The organism is Streptomyces sp. ISL-96, assembly GCF_018614035.1.
In the GTDB taxonomy this organism is placed as follows: Bacteria; Actinomycetota; Actinomycetes; order Streptomycetales; family Streptomycetaceae; genus Streptomyces.
Map to the genome: position 1 here is coordinate 88,867 of NZ_JAGGPA010000027.1, position 25,145 is coordinate 114,011.

At 67.5% G+C, this 25,145-nt stretch carries 21 protein-coding genes and 1 pseudogene; 6 read left to right on the top strand and 16 right to left on the bottom strand.

Going from position 1 to position 25,145, the window contains the following annotated elements:
- Window positions 1-258: 258 nt before the first annotated feature.
- The 5 genes from J7E96_RS19790 to J7E96_RS19810 form a co-directional block, all read right to left on the bottom strand.
- The gene (locus tag J7E96_RS19790; RefSeq protein WP_215132979.1) at window positions 259-477 is read right to left on the bottom strand and encodes a hypothetical protein; all 219 of its coding nucleotides are present in this window, start codon (window positions 475-477) and stop codon (window positions 259-261) included.
- A gap of 172 nt (window positions 478-649) precedes the next feature.
- Window positions 650-1,006 (bottom strand): DsrE family protein, encoded by a 357-nt coding sequence (locus J7E96_RS19795; protein ID WP_214973129.1) that lies wholly within the window; start codon window positions 1,004-1,006, stop codon window positions 650-652.
- 137 nt (window positions 1,007-1,143) lie between these two features.
- Window positions 1,144-1,296, bottom strand: a complete 153-nt coding sequence (locus J7E96_RS19800; RefSeq protein WP_215132980.1) for a hypothetical protein — start codon at window positions 1,294-1,296, stop codon at window positions 1,144-1,146.
- A 154-nt stretch (window positions 1,297-1,450) separates the two neighbouring features.
- Window positions 1,451-2,017: a deiodinase-like protein gene (locus tag J7E96_RS19805; RefSeq protein WP_285439486.1), complete on the bottom strand. Its 567-nt coding sequence runs from the start codon at window positions 2,015-2,017 to the stop codon at window positions 1,451-1,453.
- A gap of 264 nt (window positions 2,018-2,281) precedes the next feature.
- A complete protein-coding gene (locus tag J7E96_RS19810) occupies window positions 2,282-2,917 on the bottom strand; it encodes a hypothetical protein (RefSeq protein WP_215132982.1) in 636 nt (211 codons plus the stop codon).
- A gap of 345 nt (window positions 2,918-3,262) precedes the next feature.
- Here J7E96_RS19810 and J7E96_RS19815 point away from each other — a divergent pair, with 345 nt between their 5' ends.
- Window positions 3,263-5,203 (top strand): zinc ribbon domain-containing protein, encoded by a 1,941-nt coding sequence (locus J7E96_RS19815; protein WP_308296045.1) that lies wholly within the window; start codon window positions 3,263-3,265, stop codon window positions 5,201-5,203.
- A 265-nt stretch (window positions 5,204-5,468) separates the two neighbouring features.
- Here J7E96_RS19815 and J7E96_RS19820 read toward each other — a convergent pair whose 3' ends face one another.
- Window positions 5,469-6,833 carry an NAD(P)/FAD-dependent oxidoreductase gene (locus J7E96_RS19820; RefSeq protein WP_215132983.1) on the bottom strand — a complete coding sequence of 455 codons (1,365 nt, stop codon included), beginning with the start codon at window positions 6,831-6,833 and terminating at the stop codon, window positions 5,469-5,471.
- 190 nt (window positions 6,834-7,023) lie between these two features.
- Here J7E96_RS19820 and J7E96_RS38865 point away from each other — a divergent pair, with 190 nt between their 5' ends.
- Window positions 7,024-7,464 (top strand): DUF1707 domain-containing protein, encoded by a 441-nt coding sequence (locus tag J7E96_RS38865; protein ID WP_215132984.1) that lies wholly within the window; start codon window positions 7,024-7,026, stop codon window positions 7,462-7,464.
- Here the strand turns inward: J7E96_RS38865 and J7E96_RS19830 are convergent.
- Window positions 7,352-8,080, bottom strand: a complete 729-nt coding sequence (locus J7E96_RS19830) for a hypothetical protein (RefSeq protein ID WP_251070147.1) — start codon at window positions 8,078-8,080, stop codon at window positions 7,352-7,354. The two genes, J7E96_RS38865 and J7E96_RS19830, sit on opposite strands and share 113 nt — an antisense overlap.
- The gene (locus tag J7E96_RS19835) at window positions 8,077-9,102 is read right to left on the bottom strand and encodes a DUF3179 domain-containing protein (RefSeq protein ID WP_215132985.1); all 1,026 of its coding nucleotides are present in this window, start codon (window positions 9,100-9,102) and stop codon (window positions 8,077-8,079) included. Before J7E96_RS19835 ends, J7E96_RS19830 begins: the two co-directional genes overlap by 4 nt.
- A 397-nt stretch (window positions 9,103-9,499) precedes the next feature.
- Between J7E96_RS19835 and J7E96_RS19840 the strand changes: the two genes are divergently transcribed.
- Window positions 9,500-10,042 (top strand): hypothetical protein, encoded by a 543-nt coding sequence (locus J7E96_RS19840; RefSeq protein ID WP_215132986.1) that lies wholly within the window; start codon window positions 9,500-9,502, stop codon window positions 10,040-10,042.
- Window positions 10,043-10,077: 35 nt separating this feature from the next.
- Here J7E96_RS19840 and J7E96_RS19845 read toward each other — a convergent pair whose 3' ends face one another.
- The 3 genes from J7E96_RS19845 to J7E96_RS19855 are packed head-to-tail and all read right to left on the bottom strand — an operon-like array spanning window position 10,078 to window position 13,271.
- The gene (locus J7E96_RS19845; RefSeq protein ID WP_215132987.1) at window positions 10,078-11,928 is read right to left on the bottom strand and encodes a glycoside hydrolase family 15 protein; all 1,851 of its coding nucleotides are present in this window, start codon (window positions 11,926-11,928) and stop codon (window positions 10,078-10,080) included.
- Window positions 11,929-11,930: 2 nt separating this feature from the next.
- Complete coding sequence (locus tag J7E96_RS19850) at window positions 11,931-12,749, bottom strand: glucose 1-dehydrogenase (RefSeq protein ID WP_308296046.1); 819 nt, start codon at window positions 12,747-12,749, stop codon at window positions 11,931-11,933.
- A gap of 42 nt (window positions 12,750-12,791) precedes the next feature.
- A complete protein-coding gene (locus J7E96_RS19855; protein WP_215132988.1) occupies window positions 12,792-13,271 on the bottom strand; it encodes a DUF6789 family protein in 480 nt (159 codons plus the stop codon).
- Between the two features lie 485 nt (window positions 13,272-13,756).
- Here J7E96_RS19855 and J7E96_RS19860 point away from each other — a divergent pair, with 485 nt between their 5' ends.
- The gene (locus J7E96_RS19860) at window positions 13,757-16,282 is read left to right on the top strand and encodes a heavy metal translocating P-type ATPase (RefSeq protein ID WP_215132989.1); all 2,526 of its coding nucleotides are present in this window, start codon (window positions 13,757-13,759) and stop codon (window positions 16,280-16,282) included.
- A gap of 50 nt (window positions 16,283-16,332) precedes the next feature.
- Here J7E96_RS19860 and J7E96_RS19865 read toward each other — a convergent pair whose 3' ends face one another.
- Window positions 16,333-17,037 (bottom strand): haloacid dehalogenase type II, encoded by a 705-nt coding sequence (locus J7E96_RS19865; RefSeq protein WP_215132990.1) that lies wholly within the window; start codon window positions 17,035-17,037, stop codon window positions 16,333-16,335.
- A 489-nt stretch (window positions 17,038-17,526) separates the two neighbouring features.
- On the opposite strand from J7E96_RS19865, the gene J7E96_RS19870 reads away from it, so the two are divergent.
- Window positions 17,527-19,569 carry a glycosyltransferase family 2 protein gene (locus tag J7E96_RS19870; protein ID WP_215132991.1) on the top strand — a complete coding sequence of 681 codons (2,043 nt, stop codon included), beginning with the start codon at window positions 17,527-17,529 and terminating at the stop codon, window positions 19,567-19,569.
- A gap of 252 nt (window positions 19,570-19,821) precedes the next feature.
- Here the strand turns inward: J7E96_RS19870 and J7E96_RS19875 are convergent, their stop codons facing one another.
- Entirely contained in the window at window positions 19,822-21,324 is a 1,503-nt protein-coding gene (locus tag J7E96_RS19875; RefSeq protein WP_215132992.1) for a SulP family inorganic anion transporter, read from the bottom strand.
- Between the two features lie 400 nt (window positions 21,325-21,724).
- Here J7E96_RS19875 and J7E96_RS19880 point away from each other — a divergent pair, with 400 nt between their 5' ends.
- Complete coding sequence (locus J7E96_RS19880; RefSeq protein ID WP_215132993.1) at window positions 21,725-22,126, top strand: MerR family transcriptional regulator; 402 nt, start codon at window positions 21,725-21,727, stop codon at window positions 22,124-22,126.
- A gap of 90 nt (window positions 22,127-22,216) precedes the next feature.
- Here the strand turns inward: J7E96_RS19880 and J7E96_RS19885 are convergent, their stop codons facing one another.
- The 3 genes and pseudogenes from J7E96_RS19885 to J7E96_RS37515 all read right to left on the bottom strand — a co-directional run bounded on the left by J7E96_RS19885 (window position 22,217) and on the right by J7E96_RS37515 (window position 24,790).
- A complete protein-coding gene (locus J7E96_RS19885) occupies window positions 22,217-22,441 on the bottom strand; it encodes a hypothetical protein (RefSeq protein ID WP_215132994.1) in 225 nt (74 codons plus the stop codon).
- 388 nt (window positions 22,442-22,829) lie between these two features.
- Window positions 22,830-23,949, bottom strand: a pseudogene (locus J7E96_RS19890) (acyltransferase family protein).
- A 628-nt stretch (window positions 23,950-24,577) separates the two neighbouring features.
- Complete coding sequence (locus J7E96_RS37515) at window positions 24,578-24,790, bottom strand: hypothetical protein (protein WP_308296047.1); 213 nt, start codon at window positions 24,788-24,790, stop codon at window positions 24,578-24,580.
- Window positions 24,791-25,145 lie beyond the last annotated feature (355 nt).

The window sequence follows — 25,145 nt, forward strand, 5'->3', positions numbered from 1 at the left end:
GAGCGGACACCCCTGACGCCGTCTAGCCGATGGCTACCCAGGCTGTCCAGGGCCTTTTCGTGGACATCAGGCTCCTTGTGCGGGTGCCTCCACACAAGGAGACACACCGGTGATCCTCCAGGCGCAACTCTGACAGCTCCGCGCCGGGAGGGCGGTCTTCAGAGTCTTGCTTGAGCCCCGAGGCGGTGAGCCGATCCAGGTTCCCGGGAGCGCCGGGACGCCATCAGCCCCTTCAGGTCTTCTGACACCGCAGTGCCGTCATTTCCCATGAACATCCGCGAGCCCGGTGATCGCCAACCGCTGCTGAAAACCATCGACAAACGCTGTCGCTGAAAGCGAACGAAGCCACTGCCGGCCTCGTTCCGTTTGCTCCTCCCCGAGGAGCTTGTGCTTGATGGCGCTCCCCTTGGCCGCCGCGAGCGTTGCCATGCGCTCCGCGGTGGGAATGTCTTCCGGACCGCGCTTTTGTTCGGTCATGACAGAACCCTTCTTGACCTCTCGCTCTCCAAGACACCGCGCCGACACGTCGGCGTCGGCCGCTCATGAGCCCGGGTATCTGCGGGGAGTCCCCGTAATCGGCTGGCCGCTGGACTTCGAGCCGCGTCTGGCAAGGGCCGCGGTCATGCCTTCACAAGGCCTGACGGTCTTTTCAGAATGTGAGGACCTGGTACCCCTTGCTGATCAGGCTGCGAAGGCTCGGATGGCCCTCGTACTCGTCCAGCATGGGGACCTCCGCCTGGCGGGCGCTTTCCTCGGCTTCGAACTGCTGGGCGCAGAACTTGCAGGTCCCCGCCACAACCGCGGTGACAGCCTGATAAGCCTGGTGGGCATCGTGCTTCGGGTCGGCGAAGACACCCGGCCACTTCGTACCCGCACCATCAAAGATGAGCCGTACGTCATCACCTGCTTCCATACATTCCTTGGCTGTGACGAGGGCGTTGTACGACCGGCCCAAGTCGGCATGCGTTTCCGTGTCAGCGAGAACGATGAGGGCCACCTTGCTCATTACGCACCATCCTTTACTGTTCAGTCGCTAAGGGTTCTGAGAGCCCGCCTTCACTTACGCGCGTCAGCCTTGAGAGAGCTGACCTGCCGTCATCACCTTGGCGGGTAATGACGTCGAGGGCGACGGTGCCGGGGTGGTCACCTCCTCCGCCACTGGATCGTGGACAACGCGGCTTGTGCTTCCGTAACGAGGCGCGGCACAGCGGCGAGATGGCAGGCCGCAGCCAGGGTGCACCAGGAGCAGACCCGGCGGTGCTTCATCAGCTGCTCGACGAACAGCACAACCGACATGCCCGCATCCGCGACGTCCTTTCCTGCGGCCGCCAGCGCGACCCACGGGTGCTCCCGATGCCGTCGGCGGTGCACCCCATCCCGGTGAGTACCAAGGTGATGCCGGCGCTGGTCAGTCGGAAACCTGAAGGCATAGACGTGCGCTGTGGTCGTGCTACGTGGTCACGTCCTCGCGGCGGTGCTTCATCAGTCCCATCACTCGTGCCATGGCATACATGGGAGGCGCGGCCTTGCGGACGTCGCGCCGGGCCGTGGGTCCGGAGAGTGTCAGCATGCGGTCCATCTCGGCGACGCCGCGAAGCATCGGCACTACGCGACCTTGGTGTTCGCCCGCCAGAGAGCGGCCGGACAGCACATTCTCAAGGGCCGCGCGCAGGATCGGCTCGCGGTCGTCGGACCAAAGGACCCGGAAACCGACCCGGCCGTCTCTGCCCATCAAGTAGGCGGCGTTCGGCTTGGGGTCGAGCATGCGGTGGAGCGTCCCGTCGAGGTCGTCGACAGCGACGGGCCACGGAAGCTCGTCGCGGGCCTTGAGGTCGCGTGCGTGGTCCATTTTGCGATCGAGCCGGTCCGGCTGGGGGTATCGGTCACCGGGATGGGCTTCGCGTACGTAGAGCGTCACGAACGCCACGCGGTCACGGAATTCGGCGTGGAGCCGCTTGAGGGCAGGGTCGGCGGCCGCGGTCATCGGGCAGGTCACCGACCCCATGGTCAGCAGCAAGGGAGTGCGAAGTCGGACTTGGCGACTCGGCCACCGTCCACCGTGGGGAGGTCGAAATCCGGCATCTCTTCGCCTGGCTGCGGTCCTGCGTGGAACCGCATGTCTTCGACCACCAGTCGGGTATGGAAATGCGGGTATCGGTACGTCATCGTCTCCGGGTTCCTTCCGGGTGCAGGAGCTTGCGTCCTGGCCGGCTGCATGGCCCTTCGGCTCTCCCAGGGCAACGCCGCCGTACCGAGACGGAATCCACCTGTACGGGGAGCATTACGGCTCCATGGGTCCTGGCCGGTTCGACGTGCCAGGAGTTGTGCCGCCGGTCGCAGTCGCGGTGAGTTGCGGCTCGGCTCGCCGCGTCCTTTCGAACGGCCGTCCAAGGAAGAACGGCACCAGCAGCAGCCCGAAGATCAGCGGGTGAACGAGTGCTTCGAAGAGCTGATCCGGCCCCTGAGGGTTGGTGAAGAACTCGAATACGGTCCTACCGAGGATCTGGAAGTTGAGCACATACAGGGCCAGTCCGTAGGCGAGAGCACCGATCACCAAGGCGGGTATCTTGCGCAGCAGCGGGACGAGGAGTAGCGCGAAGCCCATGCCGAAGCCCAGCGAGAGTGCGATGTGGACCGTCAGGCCGAGTATCGCTTCAGTGGGGTTCGCAACCGGTACGTCCGAGGCGTGGAAGACGGTGGACATGGCATACAACGGGGAGATCCCCGGCATGCCCTGGCTCACGGCGAACCACATGTTCGCCAGCAGGAATCCCATACCGGCGAAGAACCCGGCAGCCGCCCCGCGCGCGAGCAGGCCGCCCAGGTCGAGGGGACGGAGTTCGGGCTCGCTGATCACATGAGGCATGTGGGGCATGTGCATGTGCGGCGCGTGGGGCCGCTCTTTCAGGAGCGCCATGCTGACTCACCTTCTCTCTGAGAGGGAGGGTGGACGCCCGCACGGTGAAGCCCGTTGTACGGGAGCCACCTCCAAGGGATGCCGTATCCCGGGAACCCGGTCAGGCGCTGCACCCATTCCGTTCCGGGAATTTTTTCTTCCCATGGCTCGCAGCCAGGCTCACGTAGTTCCTTAGGTATCCGTAGCGATTCGTTGTGTGTTGTCGTCGTGGTGTCGGTCTGCGTGGCTGCCGGATATGGGTTCGTGGATCGAATGCGTGACCTTTCGTGAGGGGTGTCGTTGATCGGATGACAGCACCGGCAGTGGTGGGGAGGGTGAGCGATGGGGCGGAAGGTGCCGCTTGCCGTGGGCGAGACCGCCCGGACCGCTTGCGCCCCTGGTCTGCTGCGTACTGGTGTGGATGAGAAGACCGGGGAACTCCTGCCCGCCGCTACGCTGGCCCAGCGCGTGGGCTGGGCCGTGGAGTTGGTGTGCGGCATGACCGCTGGTCTGCTGGCCGCGCACTGGAACGCCGCCGACGTGGATGTGCTGGCCTCGGGTGCGGATGCCGGGGGCCGCAGGCTGCCGTCGAACGCGTGGATGGCGCTGCGCCGCCTGGGCTGGACCGCCGCACCGGATGAGGGCGTCCGGGTCAATGACCGGATCGTGCGCATGGCGCAGGAGCAGGCCGGACGTGTTTTGCGTGCGGCGACGTGGCGTGCCGACCTGACCGCCGGAGTCCTTGGCACGTGGCCTGTTGATCCGGCGAAGCGCACTCCCGAAGAGTGGGACCGGGTGCGTGAGGCGGTGCCCGGCGGGCGGTCCCTGCCGTCCAGTGTCATCGCCTCCCGCACCCGGCAGATCGCTGCCTTCGCCAAAAGGCATCGTCGGATGCCGACCGACGTGTTCGAAATGGAGGCCGCGCCCCGCACAGCGCGCATGCTGCTGCTCTCGGGATGTGACGGGCAGCAGGCCACCATCGAACGGGCGGATGAGCCGAGCCGGGCGCTGCTGCGCCTTCAGCTCCCCACCCGGCCCGATCCACGGTCGTACCGGGACTGGACATGGGTGGCCTGCCCCATCAAGCTGCCCCCGCCGATCCCGGCCTCGGCGGTGCTGCACCTGCCCACCCTGCGCGTGACCGGCGGCCAGGTGCGAGCCGATCTCACCTACAGCCACCCTGTTGCGAAGACCGCCCGCACTGGGCACACGGTCGCGCTGGGTGTGGACTGGGGCCTGAACACCCTGCTGTCCGCCGGCGCCGCCCGGATGCATGACGACGGGCGGATCACCGCCCTCGGCGCCGGGGGCATGTTCCGGGCCGCCGGCGTCCTGGCGAAGCAGCACCGCCTGCGCCGCGAGAGCGAGCATCTGCACGCCAAAGCCGACCACTACCAGCGGCTCATCCGCGGCAACGACGGCCATCGCCTGGCGGCCGGGCACGCCGTTCTGACCGACGAGATCCGCTGTGTGTCCGACCGGCGGTCGAACCTCAACGACGCCCTGGCATGGGCTGCCGCCCGCTGGGCGGTCGATCAGGCCATCACCGCGGGGGCCACGGTGATCTATGTCGAAGACCTCCGCTCGATGGAAGCGCGGGGGATGGGCCGCACCCACAACACCCGCCTCTCGCAGCAGGTGCGCGGGCAGATCGTGAACCGCATGCGGCACCTCGCCGCCGAAGTGGGCATCGCCGTCGTCACCGTACCGGCCCGCAACACCTCCAAACACTGCCCCCAGTGCCTCGTTCCGCTGCGGCACCGCAAAGCACCCGACCGGCTCACCACACCCGGCTGGAAATGGGCCATCTGCCCCTCCTGTCGCTGGCAGGGCGACCGCGACAACGGGGCATGGCAGCGCATCGCATCGCGCGGCCTCACCCACCAGGCCAAGACCGTCACAGACCGCGCCAGCGGCACCATGGTCATCCGCACGGTCGCAGACAACCTCGAAACCCACGCGGTCATCACGCCCACGAAGACCAGCCGGACGGACCGGTCCAAGACCGGCCCCACCCGGCAACGGACCACACGTCCGACGCCCAGGCGACGCCGGACACCCTCCCCCGCCGGGCCGCCAGGCCCGGCGGGCAAGCGTCCGGAGGGACACGCTCACACGGACCGGACCCGGCTGCCCCGCGCAGCCCACCGGCACCAGGACGTGACGACGATCAGCACACCCACCAACCGGCACCATCCCCGAGGAACAGCACTGGGCGCGGGCTTCCACCTCCACGCCCACGCCACCCCTCCACGGTGGGAAACCCCGTCGCCAGACACTATGTCTGGCATGGGATCACTTAGCTGATCAGAGACGCTGTCCACTGAATGCCGTCGCAGACAACCGGGTTCCCCGCGGGACCCTTCTGATGCGCCCATGCTTTCTTGCGCCACCTGCGCCGGCACAACCCATGCCGCTGGCTCGTGGATGGATGCCTGACCGCGCAAGGCCGGGGTCCTTGATCTGGCCCGCAGGGCTGCGGAAGGCCCATCTTTCGTTCCGCCGTGCTTACGCTGCGACCGTTCATACCACTGGGTTGGAGCCCGCATGGTCTCCGTGGTGCCCCTGCGGGTCAGCTTCGGCGCAGCCCCGCGAGGGCGTCTTCCACGGTCCGGTGGAAGGTGGGGTAGGCGTACATCATGTGCCGCAGCCGGTCGACCGGGACTTCGGCCTGGACCGCCACAACGAGTCCGTAGAGCACCTCGCCGCCCATGGGGCCGACGGAGGTGGCGCCGACCAGGACCCCGCGGTCGGCGTCCTCGACGAGTTTGATCAGGCCCTCGTTGCCCGTCTTGTGGATCCAGCCGCGCGCCGAGGACGGCACCTGTGCGGTGCCGGTGCGTACTTGCAGGCCCTTCTCCCGCGCCTGGGCCTCGGTCATTCCTACGGAACCGACCTCGGGGTCGGTGAAGGTGACCCGGGGCAGGGCGCGGTAGTCCGCGTCCGGGCCTGATTCGCCGAGGATGGCGCGGACGGCGATCTCGGCCTGGTACATCGCCACATGCGTGAACGCCCCTCGCCCGGTGACATCTCCGACACCCCACAGGCCGGGACCGGCACGCAGCTGCTCGTCCACCTGTAGGGCGCGGGAGTCCGGGTCGAGGCCGACCGTCTCCAGCCCGAGCCCCGCCAGGTTGGCGCGGCGCCCGGTGGCCACCAGGAGCCGCTCGGCGGTCAGTTCCTCGCCGCCGTCGAGGGTGAGGGTGAAGGTGTCGCCGTCGTGGCGCGCGTGGGTGGCCTGTGCCCCTGTGCGTACGGTGATGCCCTCAGCGCCCAGGACATCGGTGAGCAGGCTGCCGGTCTCGGGCTCCTCGGCGGGCAGCAGCCGTTCCGTAGCTTCGACGATCGTGACCGCGGTGCCGAAGCGTGCGAAGGCCTGGGCGAGCTCGAGGCCCACAGCTCCTCCGCCGAGCACGATCAGCGACTGCGGGCTTTCCTTGGCGGCGATGGCGTCACGGTTGGTCCAGTACGGCACCTGGTCCAGTCCCGGCACCGGGGGGATCTGCGGGCGGCTGCCGGTGGCGAGTACCACCGCGCGCCGGGCGCTGAACGTCTGTCCGTCGACCTCGACCCGGCCGGGGCCGCTCAGTCGCGCGCGCCCTCGGATGAAGTGCCCGCCCTTGCCGGTGAACCGGTCCACGGCCACCTGATCGTTCCAGTCGTCGGTCGCCTCGTCGCGGATCCGGGAGGCGACCGGCCCGAAGTCGGGGCTGACCTGTGCTTGCCCGGCCATGTTGGGGATGCGGCGGGCCTCGGCGAGCAGGTTGCAGGCGCGGATCATCATCTTGCTCGGGATGCAGGCCCAGTACGGGCACTCCCCGCCGACCAGCTCCGCCTCGACCCCGACGACGTCCAGTCCCTCCTCGGCCAGGCGCTCGGCGACGTGCTCGCCACCCACGCCCATCCCGATCACAATGGCATCGGTCTCCTGCGCCATGTCTGTCTCCTTGCTGGTGGTGCGTCCGGGTTTCCCGGCGTATACCCGGAACCCGGTCGGCGGTCCCGCGCCTTCCCTCCTTGGTCCCCCGCGCGGCGGCGCTGCCCCGGGGGCGGGTCCCCGCAGCTCTGCGGACCAGCGCGGGCACGGCAAAGGCACAAACGGTCTACCGTGAAAAAGGAGGCCTGGAATGTCGTCCCTGCCTGTTGGTCACGCAGAACGTGCACAAGCCATCGAACGCCTGAAGGCAGCGCATGCCGACGGCCTGTTGGATCATGCCGAATGCGAGCAGCGGCGCCGCCAGGCCATGCAAGCCCGTACGCAAGACGAGCTGCGCCCGCTCCTGGCGGACCTGACCGGTCATACGACCGGTATCGAGCCGCCGGCTGCCACGCGTCTCGCCTCGGTACGTGACCGCATAGCCGACTGGCTGGTCAGGGCTCTCAGACGCGCGGTGTTCTGCTGGCTGCCGCCTCCTGGAGGACGCCGATTACGGGCTGGGGCGTCGCTGGGGCGAGCTACCGTGTCCGGGATGGCGGCCCGTCCTGCTGCGGATCGTGGTTCGCAAGATCACTGTCCGAGTGGGCGGCGTTCCTTCCCGCGCCCTCGTCCGTCGCCGGGCGCTTGCTGAGCCGGGACGCGCCCCACACCAGAGTTCCGGTCAGCAGCAGAAGCGTGAGCGGATAGAAGACCGGGCGCAGCGGGATCAGCACTGGCAGGAGCGCCGCGGCGGTGCCGCTGCCGAGGACGAGCAGGAAGGTCGGTACGCAGCAGGCGAATCCCAGCAGGAACGCCGGGAGCACGGCGAGCAGCCGCGCGTACCGGGTCCGTCGGCAGGAGGCCGCCTGCAGGGCCGCGAGCCCGGCGACCGCGACATTGGACCCCACCAGCGCGGCCACGATCGCGCCGAGCAGCAGGTTGAGCGGGCTGAGGAACACCGCCACGTGCTGAGTGGGATGCACCGCGAGCACCGGCTCGAACAGGTACGGAGCACGGGCTTGGAACAGCTGCTCCCAAGCGGTCTGGAACACCGGGACGCCCGTGAACCGGCCCGAGGCCGACACCACCAGATCACCGATGGACGCCAGGTACGCGAGCAGCACCACAGCGGCCGCGACCAGCCCGACCCGCCGGTGGCGACGGACGGCAAGGGCGGCGAGCACGCGGCGGGGAGTTACCACGGTGGCGGTCACTGTGGCGTCCCAGGCGTCGCCGACCCTGGCGACGGCCGCTAGCGCCCTGTTCATTGCCGCACCTGGGTGTTCGGGTAGAACGCGTACCACGCGAACCACATGGAGTCGAGGAAGTCGGCCGGCTTCCACTGGTCGCCGACGCGCTGGAAGACCCGAGCGGTGTCGAGCTGGTCGTCCCATCGCGCGACCACCTCTGTACCTCCCACTGTGGCCTGCACGGTCTTCGCCTTGCGGACGAGGTCCTTGTGGATCGCAAGCCGCTGCTCACCGGCCCGTACGCCGATCACGACGTCCTTGTCCGGGAGGCGGTCGTTCATGGTCAGCACCGGGAAGAGCGTGCCTCCTTCGACGTAGTAACCGCTCTGTCGCGGGTAGGAGCCGTACGGATCGCTGCCGTAGTTGCGCAGGGCGCCGGTGTCGGTGGACAGCACGCGGGTATCGGGATGTGCGGCCCGCCAGTCCTTCCAGGTGCTCCACACCAGGGGGACGGTGTCCAGCCGCTGCCCTTTGAGCGGTCCGCTGATGGCGGTGCCGAGCAGCTGCGGCCACTCAGAGCCGGTCTGCCGGTCGTACATCAGCAGGTTGGAATTGACGAGTTTGCCAGTGGTGCCGAACGTCAACTCAGGTATGCCGGGCGGGCTTGAGAACCCGATCACCGTGCCGGTGAGCGGGCAATACGTGACCGCCAGCGGCTCTCCGGCCACGGTGTCGTTGACGATCTCGTGCCACACCAGCACCTGCTGGGGGTACGCCCGGAACTCGCCGCGGTACTCCAGCCCGAACACCGGCTCGTCGTCCTTGAGGAAGTCCGCGTCCCGTGCCGGGACGAACTTCGGCCGGTCGACGGAGGGGATCCCGTCCTGGCCCGGACCGCCGGAGACCGCGGCGCCGGCCAGTGTCTCCAGCGATGGATCCTGACCGGGCTGCACAGCCGGGGGCGAGTCGGCGGGGCGGTCGGAGATGGCCTGCCAGCCGACAAAACCTCCGCCCAGGAGCAGGCCGATGAGCCCTCCGATTACCCCGGCCCCTTTGAGGACCTGCCGACGGTTGCGCTTGGGACGCTGCTGGCCGTTCACCGGACATCACCCCTGACCACGCCCGGATACGAGTGATGTTCAGGGAACCCGCCGGCCCGCGTCCACTCTTCCCCTGGACCCTCTGTTCTTGGAAGGCACGCATCCGCGCTCTGATTGAGCTGCCGTACGCACACCAAGAACCGTTGGTACTCCAGGGAAGTGAGCAGGTCGCTGCAGCGGTGGTGTGCGGCTACGAGGAACGGCCGGGTAACAGCAGCTCGAACGCCACCACCGGGCTTGAGCCCGGCGCGCCAGCTTCTGTACGCCGGACGGGTCACACGAATTGCCACGTCATTCGGGCTGCTCCGTAGTGGAGGAAGGTGGCCGAGGAGGCACTTGGCTACGCACCCGCCCCCGTCCGGCCCGGGCAGGGCGATCCCGGCCGCAGGAGCCCACGATGAAGCACACCTCCAAGGCGAGAACAGCGGCGATCACCGTTGCGCTGATCGCCGCTGTCTGCAGCGGATGCGGTGATGACGACGAGGAACCGGTCCCGCCCGCCTTCGTCCCGACCACGCCAACGAGTACCGGTACCGCAAGCCCCGGAGGTGCAGCCACTGTGGCTGCGCGCTCCAGCAAGCTCGGCCGGATCCTGGTCGACGGGAAGGGCCGGACTCTCTATCTGTTCGAGGCCGACAAGTCGGAGAAGTCAACCTGCTCCGGCGCATGCGCGCAGGCCTGGCCGCCTCTGACCACCTCCGGCAAACCAAAGACGGCCCAAGGCGTCAAGCCGGACCTGATCGGCACGAGCCCCCGGGACGACGGCAGCACAGGAGTCACCTACAACGGCCACCCGCTGTACTACTACCAAGGCGACAAGAAGCCCGGCGACACGAACGGACAGGAACTCGACCAGTTCGGCGCCGAGTGGTACGTGCTCAATGCGGACGGCAACAAGGTCGAAGGTAAGGGAACAGGTGAAGACGGTGGCGGCTACTGACCCGGTCCTGACGGGCAGTGGCTTGATTGGAGTGCTCATTGCGACCGGCTGCTGTTGGGATGGGGCGGTGCGCCATGGGCCTGGTCGATGGCGGCGGCCGCGTTGATCAGTCCGATGTGGCTGAAGGCCTGCGGGAAGTTGCCGAACAGTTCACCGCTGCGCGGATCGATTTCCTCGGCGAGTAGCCCCAGGTCGTTGGCAAAGCCGGCGACGCGGTCGAAGAGGGCCTTCGCGCGGTCGGGGTGACCGGCTTGGGCGAGGGCGGAGGCGAGCCAGAACGAGCAGAGCGCGAAGGCGCACTCCTTGCCGGTGAGTCCATCGACGCTTGGATCCCCGGTTGTCCGGTAGCGCAACACCATCTCGTCCTCGGTCAGCTCCCGGGCGATCGCCTCGATCGTCGCGTACATGCGCTCATCGTTGGCCGGCAGGAATCCGTACAGCGGCATGAGCAGGGCGGCGGCGTCGAGCTCGTCGGAGTCGAACGCCTGGGCATAGGCCTGTCGGCGGTCGCTCCAGCCCCGTTCGAGCACCGCCGCGCGGATCCGGTCCCGTTCTGAAGACCAGGATTCGGTACGCGCGTGCCGGCCCAGGCGTGGGGCGAGCTTCACCGCGCGGTCGAGCGCCACCCAGCACAACACCTTCGACGACAGGTGATGGCGCGGTTCGCCACGCATCTCCCACATGCCGGCGTCCGGTTCCGTCCAGCGGCGCGCCGCAGTGTCTGCCAGCTCTGCGGCGAAACGCTGGATTTCCGGGTGCAGCTGTCCGAGCTGTTCCCTGTACAGGTGCAGAGCGTTCAGCAGTTCGCCGTAGAGGTCGAGCTGGCTTTGCGCCCATGCGGCGTTGCCGGCCCTTACCGGGCGGGAGTCCCGCCATCCGCGAAGATGGGGAAGTACGCGCTCGGTCAGGTCGTGCTCGCCGCCGACGCCGTACATGCACTGCAGCGACGATTCCGCTCCGGCGCTTCCGCCTGCGGAACTGGTCATGAAGGAGACGAAGTCAACCGCCTCGTCGGGGCACGAGCCGTGGTAGAGCGCCTCCAGGGTCAGGCTGGCGTCGCGGATCCACGCGTAGCGGTAGTCCCAGTTGCGCATCCCTCCCACGGTCTCCGGCAGGGAGGTCGTCGGTGCGGCGACGATGGCGCCGGTCGGGCGGTACGTCAGCCCCTTGAGCACCCGGGAGGACAGCAGCACCAGGTCGTGGTGCGGGCCCTGGTAAATGTCATGCTCGGCTTCCCAGGACCGCCATGCTTCGACGGTGTCCGTGATCCGTGCCGTCACCCGCTCGGGAGCGGTCGGCTCGGGTGGGGCTACTTCGGGGGGTGCCCACACGAGGGAGAAGCCGAGTCGCTGACCGGCTGCCACTCGTAGCCTGGCGCGGGCACAGGCTTCGCCCGCCTCCAGCGGGACGGGGGAGCGCACGGCGATCTGGTTGGGCCCGCCGAACGTACGTGCCCCGCCGTCGGTGAGGCGCAGGAGCGGACGTACCAGCCCGTACTCGGGGCGTGGCACCAGGTCGATGTCGAACTCGACCTCGCCGAGCAGCCCCTCGATCTCGCGCAGCAGCTCGTGTGGTGGCCGCAGGCCCAGATGGTGGCCTCGCTGGCCTTCGGCGACGGCGAGCGCGTCGCGCAGACGCGCTGCGCCGGTGGCGGTAGTGAACGTGGTTTCGATGACGAGGGTGCCCGGCAGGTAGCGGCGTCGCACGTCGAACCGCCCTGTCGGGGTGATCGACCAGTGACCGGCTTCAGGGTCGAGCAGGCGCGCGAACAGCGCCGGGCTGTCGAAGCGCGGGAGGCACATCCAGTCGATGGAACCACGCCGGTCGACCAGGGCGGCGGAGCTGCCGTCGGCGAGCATTCCGTAATCGGCGATTCGAGTGGACATGGCTAGTCGAACCTTGGGTAGAGCGTCATGCCGCCATCGACGAACACCGTCGAGCCGACGATGTAGTCCGCCCGCTCGGAAGCGAGGAACGCCACGACGCCCGCGACATCCGAGACGTTGCCCCACCGCCCCAGCGGGATCTCATCCTGGACCGCCTTGCGCCGCTGTGGGTCGGCGACGACGTCCTGGTTGATCGGGGTCTCGATCGCCCCGGGCGCCACGGACACCACCCGGATGCCGTACGGGGCGAGTTCGCGCGCGATGCTCTGGGCGAACATCCGTTGTCCACCCTTGGACGCGCAGTAGTGGGAGTACTCCGCCCAGGGGATCGTCTCGTGGACGCTGGTGATGTTCACGATCGTGCCGCGTGAACCCCGCTCCAGCATGATCCGTGCCGCCTCCCGAGAGCACAAGAACGTGCCGGTGAGGTTGACGTCGATGACCTTCTGCCACCACTCCAGCTCCATGTCTACGAGTCGGACGGGGCGTTCGATGCCAGCGTTGTTGACCAGAAGGTCGAGGCCGTCGAACGCGTCGGCCGTTAGGGCGAACGCGCGCCGCACCTGCTCCTCCTGCGTGACGTCCATGGGCACGCTGATCGCCTTGCCACCGGCTTTCTCGATCTTCTGGGCCATCGCGTCGGCGACCTTCGAGTCCCCCAAGTGGTTGATCGCCACGGAGGCGCCGTTGGCGGCAAGCTGATAGGCGATTGCCTGCCCGATTCCGGAGTCAGCGCCGGTCACCAGGGCTTTGCGGCCGTCCAGCAGCCGTGTCTCGGGTGGCTCCATCGCGAACACGTCAGCCGCGGGGGTGCTGCTCACAGCGGTCTCCCAGTCATTCCGGCGGCGAGTACGTGAGCCCATTTACACAAGGGCGGCGTAGAGCAGGGCGACCACCACGCCGTAGATCAGGTGACCCACGAGCAGGCCCATCGGTGTGCCCTTGCCGTATCCGATCCCCATGAACCCGGGAGCGCCCAGCCGGAAGCCGTCGCCGGAGCCGCGCATCCGCGGGTGGACCTCGCCCATCATGGGCATCGCGATCACGCCTACCGCCAGGCCGTGGATCAAGCCGACCACCAGGCCGGCGAGCCAGCTGGCCGAGCCGGTCCAGTGGAAGACAGCGGCGTAGATCAAGCCGAAGACCACGGTGCCCATGACGACAAAGTGGATCACCGTGCCCACTGTGCGTGCGCGGCGTTCGTCTCCGGTCATCATTCCGCCGGTGATGAGCGCGATATCCATGGACGTCATTCCCATGGCACGGCCCATCATCATCGCGGCCGTCATGGCGACGGTGCCCACCAAACCGGCCAGCAGCGCCGGGCCAACTGCAAACTCCATTGCCCTCAGCCCTCTCGTCCAGGGGGCGGGGATATCACACCCCGCACGGTGGGAACCCGGTGTGGGCGGCGCTGACTTCCCCGACCAGCGCAGTCGTCGACATTCTCGGCGAGCACGGCGGCGCCGCTGCCCGCCGATTGATTCCTCTGGTTGCCGCAGTCCGGCACGAGCACCACGGCCCGCTTGTCCGTGTTGCTTCGCTTGACCCTGCCCCTGGGGCACGGTTCTAGGCTCGTACGGAACCCGCGGGAAGGATGTCTCGGATGGTGCGGTAAGGAAGGAAATATCTTCCGGGGCTCGAGATGGGCAGAGGCAGCTGAGCCGACGGCGGGGTGGTCATGCGTTCTGCGGCGGGAGTTCCCACGCTGGGGACGGGTACCTGATGGTGACGTCGTCGTAAACAGTCACCCTTCGGATCAAGACTTGACGGCCGCGGTCGAGGAAGGCACATGTACAGGGCGGCGGGTCAGCCCGGAAGGAGTGCCATGAGCGCAACCGACTTTGGGGTTCTCATCGGAGCCGCCGGGCTGATCGCGCTGCTTGCCTGGTTCTTCCTGGGGCCCAAGAAGACGCGGGTGGCCGAACTCCAAGGTGGTGTCCAAGAGATTGGGATCACGGTGAAGGGCGGGTACTCACCGAATCTGATCCGCGTACGCCAGGGAATCCCCGTGCGTCTGATCTTCGACCGGCGGGAGAGCGGCGAGTGTACGTCCCGCGTGCTCTTCCCCGACTTCGCTCTGGCCAAGTCGTTGCCGGCGTTCGGCAAGGCCACCGCAGAGTTTGTCCCCCACAAAGCGGGCCGGTTCGGCTTCGCCTGCGGGATGAACATGGTGCACGGCACGCTCATCGTCGAGCCCGCCGACGACGGGAGGGCAACCATCAGGGAACCGGCCGTCGGCGAGGAGGAACAGCCGGCCGAAACCGCTGTACCTGGCGGTGCCAGGGCGGAGGACGGTGAGGCCGCTGCGCGGCGCGCGGAGATCGCTGATCTGTCGCGGCGGGTGATTCTCGGGGCGATTCTGTCCGCTCCGGTGGTCGTGGTGGTCATGCTGCACGAGCTCTTCGCCGTTGCTGTGCCGGACGTACTCCTCAACCACTGGGTGCAGTTCGCGCTCATCACGCCGGTGATGTTCCACACTGGCTGGCCGATCCACCGGACGGGGTGGCTGGCCTTGCGGCACCGCTCTGCCGAAATGAACGCGCTGATTACCCTGGGGACCTCCGCGGCGTACGGCTACAGCCTCCTGGTCACGGTGGTGCCCGGCCTGCTGCCCGCAGAAGTACGCGATGTCTACTACGAGGCCGTCGGCGTCATCCTCACCTTGATTCTCCTTGGCCGTCTGGTCGAGGCGAAGGCAAAGGCGGGCACCGGACAGGCGATGCGCGAGCTGCTGAACCTGCAGGCCAAGACTGCCCGGGTGGTGCGGGACGACGCGGAGGTGGAGGTGCCGGTCGATGAGGTCGCGCAGGGCGATGCCGTCGTAGTGCGCCCCGGCGAGAAGGTGCCCGTCGACGGCCGGGTCATCGACGGCCGCTCCACCGTGGATGAGTCCATGGTGACCGGGGAGTCGATGCCGGTGACCAAGGGGCCTGGCGACGACGTCGTGGGAGCGACCATCAATCAGACCGGCGTCTTCCGTCTGGAGGCGACCAGGGTGGGCGCGGACACGCTGCTTGCCCAGATCATCCGGCTGGTCCAGCAAGCACAGGCGTCCAAAGCGCCCATTCAGCGGATCGCGGACCTCGTCGCCGGCTACTTCGTACCCACCGTCGTCTTCATCGCCATCGCCTCGTTCGCCGTGTGGTTCGTCATAGGGCCTTCGCCGGCCCTGACACTGGGACTGGTCGCCGCCGTGGCGGTGCTGATCATCGCCTGCCCCTGTGCGCTCGGTCTCGCAACGCCGCTGTCCATCATGGTGGGCACCGGCAAGGGCGCAGAGGCCGGCGTCCTCATCCGCTCCGCCGAGTCGCTGGAGACGGCTCACCGGCTCGACACGATCGTGCTGGACAAGACCGGGACGATCACCAAGGGCGAGCCCGCGCTGACCGACGTCGTCCCGGCGGACGGTTTCGCCGAGGAGGAGGCTCTTCGCCTGGTCGCCTCCGTCGAGCACGCCTCCGAGCACCCCCTCGGCCAGGCCATCGTCCGCGGCGCGGCCGACCGGAACATCCGCCTGGCTGAGGTGACCGACTTCGACTCGGTCACCGGCCAGGGCGTCACGGGCACCGTCGACGGCCGCCGTGTGCCGGCGGGGAAGCCCAGTCTGCTCACCGAGGCCGGTATCGATACGGAACCGCTTCAGGGGGAGGCGGAGCGGCTGGCCGCCGAGGGCAAGACCGCGGTATTCGCGGCGGTGGACGGGCGGCTGCTCGGCGTGATCGCGGTTGCCGACACCCTCAAGGAGGACTCGCCCACTGCCATCGCCGAACTGAAACGTCTCGGCCTGGAGATCATCATGATCACCGGTGACAACCGGCGTACCGCCGAGGCCATCGCTGCGGAGGTGGGAATCCGGACGGTCCTGGCCGAGGTGCTGCCGGAGCACAAGGCCGACGAGATCCGCCGCCTGCAGAATCAGGGTGGACGCGTCGGCATGGTGGGGGACGGCATCAACGATGCCCCGGCACTGGCTCAGGCGGACGTGGGCTTCGCCATCGGCACGGGGACCGACGTGGCCATCGAGGCGGCCGACATCACCCTTGTCTCCGGCGCCCTGAGCGGCGTGGTCACCGCGGTAACCCTCAGCCGGGCCACCCTGAGAAACATCCGCCAGAACCTATTCCTGGCCTTCTTCTACAACTCCGTCGGCATCCCGCTGGCCGCGGGCGTCCTGTACCCCTTTACCGGATGGCTTCTGAGCCCGATCATCGCCGCCGCAGCGATGGCTTTGTCGTCCCTGTCCGTCGTTGGCAACGCCAACCGCCTCCGCGCAGTTGCCGCTCGGTCACTACTCCCGGTCGCACTGCGGTCTGTGGAGGGAAAACCCTCCGTCGGGATGCCTGCTTCGTGATGGGCGGGACTGGTCACCGAGGACTCGCAGGTACGGGCTGATCGCGCGCCTCAGCGGGCAGCGCCCTGTGTGAGTGCTGCTGCAAGGTCACGCAGGTCCTCAGCCGTGTACGTGGGAGACAGCATGGCCTCGGGATAGGCCGATGCGCCGCGCCGCAACCATGCGCCGCCCAGTCCCGCGCGCTGCGCGCCGTCGATGTCCCACGGGTGGACGGCGACGAGTACGGCCTGATCCGGCCGCACCCCGGTGTGCTCCACGGCGTACTGGTAGGCGGCGCGTGCGGGCTTCCAGCACTGCGGCCCGCTCACGTCCAGCTGCGCTTCGAAGCAGTGCAGTAGTCCGGCTCGGGAGAGGAGCCGCTCGGTGAGGGCGGCGCGGCCGTTGGTCATGGTCACCAGGCGGAATCCCGCCTCGTGAAGAGTCCGCACGCCGTCCGGGACATCGGGGTGCACCTCAAGCTCGGTGAACCCGGCCAGCACATGACGTGCCGCTTGCTCGACGTCTCCCGACCATCCCGGGACTCTGGGCAACAGCGCCCGGATTCCATCCTGGGCAACGGCCGAGAAGTCCGCATAGGCTCCGGCAGCGGTGAGTGCGAAGCCGTCGCGCAGCACGCCGGCGAACCATGGGCGGAGAAGGTGTGGGGGAGCGCCGATCTCTTCGAAGCGTGTCCGTAGCGGACTCATGTCGCTGAGTGTCTCGTTGACGTCGAAAACGAGCACCTGAGCGTTCCGGCTCGGCACTGTCTCCTCCATGGGGCAACCGACGAAACGCGCTGATCAGCGACGATGACGCCACCACAGCTACCGGTTGAGGCGTGGCGACCTCGTTCCCCGGCAGATGCGAGGACACCACTCCTCGGCCCGTACAGCGCGCGTCCCCCACACGCGGCGGGCTCAGGGATCAGAGCAGCGCCTTCATGCGCAACCGCACGGCCGTCCAGCCGGTGCCCTTCAGAAGCAGGCCCGTGAAGCGGACTACGACCAGTTCGGCACAGGCGGTAGCACTCTCCAGAGACGTGAGGGTTGCAGCAAGGACGTACGGCTATCCGCCGCCTGTCCACGGCCCTGACCAGCAGATTCTGATGTTGAGATGTTTTACCAACTTTGCTCTCTCGTTAGAGTATATTTACCCGACGGCTGACTGGCCCGCGTTCGCGTGCCCCGTCCGGCTCGGGGGGGCCATCCCGCGATCCTTCGCGCCCTGCGGCGAACCATTTGGCTAGACGGAATGGATACACGTTCATGCCTACACCCGATATCTCGGTGATTATCGGTGCATACAATGCGATGCCGTACCTGACTGAGACCCTGACTTCAGTGGTCGGGCAGAGCATCGGCCGCGACCGGCTGGAGGTCATCGCGGTCAATGACGGCTCGACGGACGGCACAGGCAAGGAACTTGAGCGGTTCGCCGAGCTCTACCCGGGTTTGTTCCAGGTGTTCCACCAAGAGAACTCCGGGGGCCCATCCGCTCCACGCAACGCGGGTCTGGATCAGGCGCGTGGACGGTATGTCTTCTTCCTGGACGCTGACGACTATCTCGGCGAGGAAGCACTGGAGCGCATGTTCCAGATGGCCGAGGCCAACGGCACCGATGTGGTGCTCGGCAAGATGGTCGGGGTCAACGGACGTGGCGCGCCGGCGTCGATGTTCGCCCGTAATCAGCCGCGTACCGACGTCTTCAATTCGCGGGTGTACTGGGCTCTCAACCCGCTCAAGTTGATTCGCCGGGAGCTCGTGGAGCGGCACCAGCTGCGTTTCCCCGTCGGCTACAAGGTCTGCGAGGACCAGCTCTTCACGGCCCTCGCCTATCTGCGCGCCGACGGCATCTCGGTCGTGGCCGACTACGAGTGCCTGTTCATCGTCAAGCGCGACGACGGTCAGAACATCACTGTGACCACGCGGGGTGCGGAGCAGCGCATCCGGACGCTTGGGATGATGGTCGATCTGGTCGAGGAGAACGTGCCTGCGGGCCCTGACCGTGACACGTTGATGAACCGGCATCTGACCATCGACTTGTACCACGCCCTGATCCATCTGGCCGGGGAGAGCGACCGGCAGGTTCAGGAGTCAGGATTCCACGAGCTGCGTGAGCTGCTGACGCGCTCCTACCCCGGCTCTCTCCGGGAGCGGGTCAACGCGATTACGCGGTTGCGGTGCGAGCTGATCCTGCGGGGCCATCTTGATGAGCTGGTCGCCATGGAGCGGCTCGGGCTCGGTATCCGTTCCGCAGGCAAGCACCCCGACATCCTCGTGGAGAGCGGGCGCGCGTATGCCCGGCTGCCACATTTCCGGGATGGCGTGCTGGACATTCCCGACCATGTGTATGACGTTACGCGGGACCTTTCGGTCCGTCATCGGCTCGATTCAGTGACCCTGGAGGACAGCCGGCTGACCCTGACCGGTCACGCCTTTCTGCAGCACGTCCTCGCCGTGCCCTACAGCACGGAACTCGTGCTGCGTGAGCGGAACTCGGGGGTCGAATACCGAGTCCCAGCTGAGGCTGTGGCCACTCCCGCTCCTGACGACATTGCCGGGAGTGGGCAGCAGGCTGCGCCTCCTGGTGGCTTCACTGTGACCGTCGATCTTGCTTCAGTTGCCGACGGTGGGCGCCTGCGGAAGGGGCTCTGGGACGTCCTCCTCGCTCTCGATGCCGCAGGGGTCTGCAAAGAGTTCCGCATCGGTCATCAACGGCTGCCCGCAGTCAGCACCAAGCCAGAAGTTCATGTCGTCGCAGGTGCTGACGGCATCTTCGCAGCGGCCCTGTACTACACCCAGCCGTACGGCAACTTGACCGTCGATGTCGGTGAAAACAAGCACCGCGTGCCCCGCCGGCTCCTCAAGACCGAAGTCACGTGGATGCCGGCAGACGAACTGCACGTCCGGGGAGACTGGACGCTCGCAGCGTTCCCTGCTTCCGCGCTCGGCGTACGACTGGAGAACCAGGACGGCGAAAGCGTCGAATTCCTGGGATCCGGTGTTCCGACCGCCACAGGTTTCGCCGTCTCCATTCCCGTGGCTGGGCTCGCACACGGCACGTGGCGGATGGCCGTCCGGCTTGCGGTCAGCGGACGAGACACCAGAGCCTGGTCGATCGAGGTCCCGGCCACGACGCCCCTGCCGCCAGTGCACCGAGACCTGATGAGATACGTGAAGCCGGAGGCGCACGATGGGCAGCTCGCCCTGCGGGTAGACCGGCTTCGGCTGCGCGGCGCGTTGCGCCGCCGTCTGGCGGCGGTGGCCCGGCGATCAGCGAAACGCCTTTCCGGGGATCACAACCGGTAGGACGCCGAGCGTGATTCATGAGCGGTCGATGAGCGTGAGTGGTGAGTGTGGCAAGACTTGTGGGGCAGGCAGCTTTCCGGAGACCTGGAAGGGAGCCGGTCCCGTCCACCCAGGTGAGCCACCTGACCACTGGCGGTTCGCAGTACGTACCCGACCGGGGGCAAGTGATCAGGGCGCGAGTCGTCGCCGGCTCGCGCATAGAGAACCGCCCTTGTCCGCCATCCGTGGACCGCGGACAAGGGCGGTCGGTGCTCAGTGCCCGGCGGTGAGCCGGCCGGCGAGTTTGTCGTGCATCTCGGCGCTGGGCTCGTTCAGGCCGACGATGGTGACCTTCTTGCCGCGCTGGGCGTACTTGGTCTCTATGGCGTCCAGGGCGGCGACCGATGAGGCGTCCCAGATGTGGGCGTCGGTGAGGTCGATGACGACGTCGTCCGGGTCGTCCTTGTAGTTGAACTGGTAGACCAGGTCGTTGGAGGAGGCGAAGAAGAGCTCGCCGGTGACCGCGTAGACAACCTGCTTGCCGTCCGGGTCGACCACACCGGAGACCTCGGCCAGGTGCGCGACGCGCTTGGCGAAGATGACCATGGCAGTGATCGAGCCGAGAACGACGCCGATGGCGAGGTTGTGGGTGGCGACCACAGCGGCGACGGTGACCACCATGACGGTGGTCTCGCCGACGGGCATGCGCTTGAGCGTCTTGGGCTGGATGGAGTGCCAGTCGAAGGTCGCCATGGAAACCAGGATCATCACCGCGACCAGCGCCGCCATCGGGATGGTCGAGACGACCGGCCCGAACACGACGACCAGAACCATCAGGAAGACACCGGCGAGGAAAGTGGAGAGCCGGGTGCGGGCGCCGGACGTCTTCACGTTGATCATAGTCTGGCCGATCATGGCGCAGCCGCCCATGCCGCCGAAGAAGCCGGTGACGATGTTGGCGATGCCCTGACCGATGGACTCGCGGGTCTTGTTGGAGTGCGTGTCGGTGATGTCGTCGACGAGCTTGGCGGTCATCAGCGACTCCATGAGCCCGACCAGCGCGAAAGCGAGAGCGTACGGGGCGATGGTGGTCAGCGTGTCCATCGTGAACGGCACGTCCGGCAGGCCCGGCACCGGCAGGGACGAGGGCAGATCGCCCTTGTCACCGACGTTCGGCACCGCGATGCCGGCGGCAACAGTGATCACGGTCAGGATGACGATGGAGACCAGGGGGGCCGGGATGACGGTGGTGACCTTGGGAAAGAAGATCATGAGTGCGAGGCCGCCGGCGATCAGCGGGTAGACGGCCCACGGCACGTCCCGCATCTCGGGCACCTGGGCCATGAAGATCAGGATGGCGAGGGCGTTGACGAAGCCCACCATGACGCTGCGCGGTACGAAGCGCATCAGCTTGGCGACACCCAGGGCCCCGAGAACGATCTGGATGATGCCGCCGAGGATGACCGCGGCGATCAGGTACCCGAGCCCGTACTCGTGGTTGAGCGGGGCGATGACCAAGGCAATCGCGCCGGTCGCGGCGGAGATCATGGCCTTGCGACCACCCACGATCGAGATCACCACGGCCATGGTGAAGGACGCGAACAGACCGACGGCCGGATCGACACCGGCGATGATCGAGAAGGAGATCGCCTCGGGGATCAAAGCCAGGGCGACCACGAGACCGGCCAGCACCTCGGTGCGGAAGACCTTCGGAGAGGCGAGCCAGTCGGGCTTTGACATGCGCAGCTTGGGAACTACGGACAGCGGTGAAGACATGCAACCGTTCCTGTTCGGGCGCACACACCCATCCGCTGGATGCCCACGCGTCGTACTCGACTCCACACCAAGGGGCGGAATCCCCGGCGGCCCGGCCTCGATGGGGGCCCTGCCGGATGGAAGAGCAGCCGCTGTGGCTGCCGGTCGGGCATCATTGCCCGGAAGTCTGCGGGTGGAGACGGGCCCGATGAGGGCCCCCTCTGGCGGGGCTGCCCCTGCCGCACCTGCACAGCGCGGGCGCCCTCACCAAAGACTCTACTCTGACGTGAGGGCAGAGTGCGAGTTGTGGCTTGTGAAATGCAGGTAAACAGGCCCTCGGACCGTGTGATTCCAGACACGTATGCTGGCGCACTTCAAGTGTTCGTAGTCCGGCGGAACGCAGAAGGTGAAGGCACGGAGAATGACTGAGCGGCAGATGCAGATCGGCGAGGTGGCCGAGCGGACGGGCTTGTCGCTGCGCACGATCCGGCACTACGAGGAAGTCGGCCTCGTCATCCCCTCCGCGCGCAGCAAGGGCGGCTTCCGCCTCTACACCGAGGCCGACGTCGATCGCCTGATGGTGATCCGCAGGATGAAGCCGCTGGACTTCTCCCTGGAGGAGATGCGCGACCTGCTGGAGATCACCGACCGCATCGCCGCGGTCGACGACCCTCCGACGGGCGAAGAGCGCGACCGGCTGCGCGAGCGCCTGGACACCTACCGCAAGGTCACTGACGCCCGCTGCGAGACGCTGCGCGCACAGCTGATGGCAGCCGAGGACTTCGCCAGCACGCTCCGCCGGAGGCTGGGGGCACGGAGGTGACGACGTGCACGACAGGCGAGTGCTCGCTCCCGGGCGACGCTCTGCGCTGCGCCCGGACAGCCCCCTGCCTCACCAAGGCGTAGGGCTGCTTCAGTAACACCACCAGGTGCCCTCGCTCGGCTGCTGAATCCAGCTGTACGTGCCGCAGTCGGCGGGGCCGCGCCGGAAGGCCGCCGTCAGCGCAGCCGCCCGGCACGTGCGCACCCGCTCGGGTTTGCCGCGCTGGTCGGCGCACTCCAGCATGATCTCGCTCGCCGATGTCGGCGAGCCGGAACCGCACAGCCTTGATCGGGGCAACCCCAGCTGGCAGCTCATCCGCCATTCCCGGGCAGGGGCGGGACAGTCGACCCGTCAGTGCCCGGGAACGGCTTGGAAGCAGGCCGACCGAGTCGACGAGCAACACTACTCTAACGGAACGTTAGAGTAGTGGGCCAAGTCGCCCGCGATCCGCACGCACAACCGCCCTTGTTCCGCTTGCCTTTACTGACCAGCCAGCCTGCAGCGAGCCGCATACCGTCGCCCTACGTGAGGGTGGGCGGGCGGCGATCGTCTGCCGCACAGTGGGCCCAAGTGGAGTGCGCAGCCCGGGCGCCGCTGCGCGCTCCACTTGTGCCGGGCAGGAGGCGTGGCCGCCTGTACCGGGTCCTCGGGCGGTTTCGGCGCCGAGGCGGGCTGCTTGGGAGCCCGGCGGGCTCATCCGGCGCTACGGGAGCGCCCCGGGGAGCCGGCTGGAGGACGAAGGGCGGGTCCGCCCGGACACGTCCTGCCGGAAGGCCCAAACCATCTCCGGTTCGGTCACGCTCCGGAGGATCCGGCGCACCGGCGGGGTGCACATCAGGGTGACGGCGACCGCGGCCATCAGCGAGACGGCAACCTTGCCGAGGGGGTGGCTCAGCCATGTGTACGTGTCGAAGATCCCTACGTACTTGGCTCCCTTGATCACGAATCCGTGGAGCAGATAGCCGCAGATCGTTCCCGCGCCGAGGGCCGTGAACCACATGTGCCGACGAGGCACCCAGGACAAGAAAGCGGCCGGTCAGCAGCAGGGAACAGCCGAAGAGCGCGAAGGTCATGACCGGGCTGAGCCACCACGGGCCGTCGAGCTCCTGGGCGCTGTTGGTACGGAAGAACCAGCTGGTCTTCATCCGGGTCGCGACCCAGTACGCGAACAGCAAGGCACCGACGAAGAGCGGCACAGCCAGCAACCGGACCTCACGCCGCCGCACGATCTGAACGTGCTCGGGCTTGAGGCACAGCCCCAGCACAAAGAACGGCAGGAACTGCAACACCCGCTGAAGGTTGAGGTCGGCGCCCACGCCAGGGGTGACCGACCCGAGCGCGGCGAGGCCGAGCACTACCGGCATCGGGTGGCGCAGAAGGCGCCACAGCGAAGTCGTCAGCCGCCAGATGAACAGCGCGGCCAGGAACCAGGTGAGAAAGAACGGGTCCAGCAGGCTGATCGCGTGATCGGGTGCGTCATCGACGTACCGCTTGAACAGCGAGTACGCCACCTCGAAGACGACGTATGGCACGGCGATGCCGGTCACCAGACGTTTGATCTGGTGGGGACGGGCGGCGAAACTGCGCGAGAGATAGCCGGAGATGACGATGGAGGCCGGCATGTGGAACGTGTAGATGAAGATGTAGAGGCCCTTGGTGGCGCGGCTGCCCTCCAGCGCCTCCCAGGAGTGCGCCACGGCCACCAGCACGATCAGCAGGTACTTCGCGTTGTCGAAGAACGCATCCCGCTTACCGGCCGCAGCTGGCTGCCCTCTTTGCGGCTGCGGCGGCTGCTGTACAGCCACGGCGGCCGAGGACGGCACGTCCGCTGGGGCTCGTTGCGCCGGAGCGCCGACTCCGCCACCGCCGGCCCGCCGACCGCAGCCTTGCCGAGTTTGAGACCGAATCCGTCGGACTGAGGCACATCGTTCAAGAAATCTCTACTTTCGCGTAACAGTAGGGATGCTTCAGCAGATTTCGCTTCGCAAGCCGTTTAGATGCGATGGTCGCGGAGGGCCCAGAGAGCAGGAACAGTCGCTTGAGGAAGCGCCTCACCGATGCTCGACAAGGGAGGGAAGGCGCCTCACGACAGGGATCCTACCAGGCGCTTTACTTGCGCTTTACGTAACTCAAGAGCGCGGAGCCGCAGCACCGCAACGCCCGAGCGGCGACTGATCCCGGGAGCATCGAGACGACCGACCGAGCCACCTGGCCGCCGAACCACACCTCGCAACCCTGCCATAAGGTGAAGTTGTGCGGCTACCGACGGACAGGCTGCCACGCCTCGTTCGGGCGGCTCCACCCGGGTCCAGAAAGAGGCGTCCCAGGTCGGCGCTTACTCGTGTGCGGCGAGGAGAGGGGCGAGAAGGGCGTCAGGGAATTCACGTTCGAAGGAGTTGGCCAGCCAGCGGTCCGGGAAGAGGGCGAGCTGGGCCTTGTCGAGGACCCTGGTCAGAGCCTCGCCCTGGAGAGCCGGGAGCGGTTGAGCGCCTCCGCACCAGCCGCGTCGGTGCCCCGCGCCAGGTGGTACGGCAGCATCTCCAGCCGTACGGGGGCGGTGAACTCGCCATCCATGCACGCGGAGACGACATCGAACTGCATCGGCCCCACGACGGCCGACACCGGCACCTGGTCACCGCGCACCTCGGACACCAAGACCTGCACAACACCCGCTTCGCCCAACTGGGCGATGCCACGCCTGAATTGCTTAGCGCAGCCTCACCCTGGCCCCCGAAGCCGGTGCCAAGCACTGGCAGGCCCTGGAGTACGGCGACGAGGAATGGCAGAAGGTCTACTTCCGCCTCCGCAACAGCGTCGAGGGCTCAACGGCTACGCAAAGAACCCCCTGGCGGAAGCCATCGAGGCCGCAGGCTCCCGTCGTATCCGCGGCATCGCCGCCCAGACCGTCCTGCTCGTCTTCCAGCTCGCCCACGCCAACCGCCGGAAGATCAAAAACTGGGTGGAGACGCTCGCCCTCAACGGTGAGCGCCCCCGCAGGCGCACACACCACAGACGTAAA